Origin of the sequence: Pseudoalteromonas sp. GABNS16E (assembly GCF_028598715.1) — a bacterium.
Classification (GTDB): domain Bacteria; phylum Pseudomonadota; class Gammaproteobacteria; order Enterobacterales; family Alteromonadaceae; genus Pseudoalteromonas; species Pseudoalteromonas atlantica.
This window is the reverse complement of record NZ_JAQREZ010000228.1, coordinates 1-252: the sequence shown is the minus strand read 5'-3', so window position 1 is coordinate 252 and position 252 is coordinate 1. Positions and strand designations below refer to the sequence as shown.

At 36.5% G+C, this 252-nt stretch carries 1 pseudogene; it reads left to right on the top strand.

Annotation, left to right across the window (positions count from 1 at the left end):
* Nucleotides 1-126: 126 nt before the first annotated feature.
* A pseudogene (locus tag PSI06_RS21375) lies at nucleotides 127-252 on the top strand (integrase core domain-containing protein); the annotation flags it as partial.

Genomic DNA, 252 nt, shown 5'->3' with positions numbered 1-252 from the left:
GTTATGGACTTATAATAATGAACGCCCTAACATGGGCATAGGTGGGATAACACCCATACAAAAACTGGAAAAGTTAAACAACGAAAATTCTACAGATAACCTCCATTAAAAATGGGGAGATTACCGTTTAATCGTACGGTTAGGTATGACTGGCTAAGTCATTATATTTACAGTGATATTAGTGAGTTACAAGATAAAGCTACCGATTGGTTATGGACTTATAATAATGAACGCCCTAACATGGGCATAGGT